The organism is Dysgonomonas sp. GY617, assembly GCF_015233815.1.
Taxonomy (GTDB): domain Bacteria; phylum Bacteroidota; class Bacteroidia; order Bacteroidales; family Dysgonomonadaceae; genus Dysgonomonas_A.
In genome coordinates this window covers 1-2,342 of the sequence record NZ_JADCLR010000039.1, presented here as the reverse complement: position 1 = coordinate 2,342, position 2,342 = coordinate 1, and the positions used below count along the sequence as shown (strand labels likewise).

The 2,342-nt window shown below is 43.1% G+C and carries 2 protein-coding genes; both read right to left on the bottom strand.

Annotated elements, in window-relative coordinates; all coding sequences use genetic code 11:
• Position 1 precedes the first annotated feature (1 nt).
• Positions 2-1,468: an MFS transporter gene (locus IR022_RS19775; protein ID WP_050710733.1), complete on the bottom strand. Its 1,467-nt coding sequence runs from the start codon at positions 1,466-1,468 to the stop codon at positions 2-4.
• Between the two features lie 150 nt (positions 1,469-1,618).
• A complete protein-coding gene (locus tag IR022_RS19770) occupies positions 1,619-2,293 on the bottom strand; it encodes a bifunctional 4-hydroxy-2-oxoglutarate aldolase/2-dehydro-3-deoxy-phosphogluconate aldolase (protein WP_194205052.1) in 675 nt (224 codons plus the stop codon).
• Positions 2,294-2,342: the final 49 nt, after the last annotated feature.

Here is a 2,342-nt window from a genome sequence, read left to right as displayed (position 1 = left end):
TTTACAGATCAGTAATCGGACTATATTTGGGTACAAGAGTTTTCATGACAGCCCATCCAATGAGATATGCCACGGCACAAATCGAGAAGATGATAAAATAACCAGCCTCTTCACCCTTGAATCCCATGAATACCATCTGAGTCTCCCCCGCATGATCGAAGAGCACACCCGAACCCTTATTAATAAGGAACGAACCCACACCACCAGCCATACCACCAATACCCGTAATAGTAGCAATAGCCTTCTTAGGGAACATATCACCCACCGTCGAGAAAATATTAGCAGACCAAGCCTGATGAGCAGCACCCGCAATACCAATAATAATCACAGGAAGCCAGTACGAAACACTCCCCAAAGGCTGAGCAAACAAAGCCAAGAGAGGGAAGAAAGCAAAAATCAACATCGCCTTCATACGACCCGCATACGGATTCATACCCTTCTTATCCACAAAATAAGTAGGAAGCCATCCCCCGATAATAGAAAGCAGCGTAATCAGATACAACACAAAAATTGCCAACTGACCTTCCGGATCAGAAGATTTAATACCATATACCGAACTCAGGTAAGCAGGCGTCCAGAATAAGAAGAACCACCATACACCATCCGTCATAAACTTACCAAAAGCAAAAGCCCAGGTTTGTTTGTACTTGAAACAATCCAAGAAAGAAATCTTTCTTCCATCGTGCGCTTTTTTAGTAGCTTCATCCATACCCTCACTACCATCCAAATCCTGTTGGATATAAGCAAGCTCAGCAGCATTGACTTTAGGATGTTTCTCTGGTTTCTTATAAATGAATACCCAGAATCCCATCCAGACAAAACCCAGTGCCCCGATAATAATAAAAGACATTTCCCATCCCCAATGAGCAGCAATGAAAGGAATTGAGATAGGTGCAGCCAGTGCTCCTACTGTAGCTCCCGCATTAAAGATACTGGTAGATAATGCTCTGTCTTTTTTAGGGAAGTATTCTGCTGTTGCTTTAATAGCTGCCGGAAAGTTACCAGCTTCCCCTATTGCCAATACCAGACGGGCAAAGATGAAAAGTGTAACACTTACCGATGCTACCATAGCACCATCACTTACCATGGCTATGGCTTCTCTGGCTCCTTCGAATCCTACAAACCATTCACCTGCTGTTATACCTGATGTAGCTATTCCACAGAAGGCATGTAAACAGGCTCCTACTGACCAAATACCGATTGCCCAGAGGAATCCTTTCTTGGTATCCATCCAATCGACAAAGCGGCCTGCAAAGAGCATGCTTAAAGCATAGAAGATAGAGAACAATGCGGTAATGTTACCGTAGTCATTATTTGTCCAATGAAACTCGGGTGCGATAAAGTCTTTCCAGGTCAGGGAAAGTACCTGCCTGTCCAGATAATTGATTGTAGTTGCAAAAAATAACATAGCACAGATAGTCCACCTGTAATTTGTCATTTTTTGTGTTGGTTGATTTGGTGTATTCATTCAGTATGGTATTTAAGGTCACAGACCTGTTTGTTATTTTTCTAATGGTAAGGTCTGAGACCTTTTTATGGCGATCTAAAGTGTAAATACAATTGATTGTTATAATTGTATTGTATTATGTTTTCTGTAAGGAATTAAAGCCTAAGAATTTTATTTTTGTCTTGCTTTGGCTATAATGGCTAATGCTTCTTTACTCATTCGGGTTATTTCTGCCCAGTTTTTGGCTGCTATTACTTCTTTGGGGAAGAGGTTGGATCCCATTCCTACGCAGGTTACTCCGGCTTCTATCCATTTGGTCAGGTTGTCTTCTGTGGGTTCTACTCCTCCTGTTACCATGATGCTTGACCAAGGCATGGGTGCTTTTACGTTTTTAACGAAGGAGGGTCCTCCTACGTTTCCGGCTGGGAATACTTTGACTACTTCTGCGCCTAGTTCTTGTGCGTATCCTATTTCTGATACTGATCCGCATCCGGGTATGTAGGCTACTTGTCGACGGTTGCATACTTTGAAGATGTCGGGGTTCAAGAGTGGTCCTACTACGAAGTTGGCTCCTAGTTGCAGGTAGAGTGAGGCTGTGCCTGCGTCTACGATGGATCCGATGCCTAGTATCATTTGTGGGCATTCTTGGGCTGACCATTTGACTAGTTCGGCGAATATTTCGTGTGCGAAGTCTCCTCTGTTGGTGAATTCGAAGGCTCTAACGCCTCCTTGGTAACAGGCTTTGACTACTTGTTTGCTGGTTTCCAGGTCGTTGTTGTAAAAGACGGGAACCATTCCTGTGCTGGCCATGGCTTGACAGGCTTCGATGCGGCTGAATCGTGACATATGTTGAACTTTTTTTTTATTTCCTTTTTTTTATAAAAGTAGATATGCA

Bases quoted from the DNA above. Each gene is read 5' to 3' on its own strand.
- IR022_RS19770 (WP_194205052.1), bottom strand. From the start codon at position 2,293: ATGTCACGATTCAGCCGCATCGAAGCCTGTCAAGCCATGGCCAGCACA.
- IR022_RS19775 (WP_050710733.1), bottom strand. From the start codon at position 1,468: ATGAATACACCAAATCAACCAACACAAAAAATGACAAATTACAGGTGG.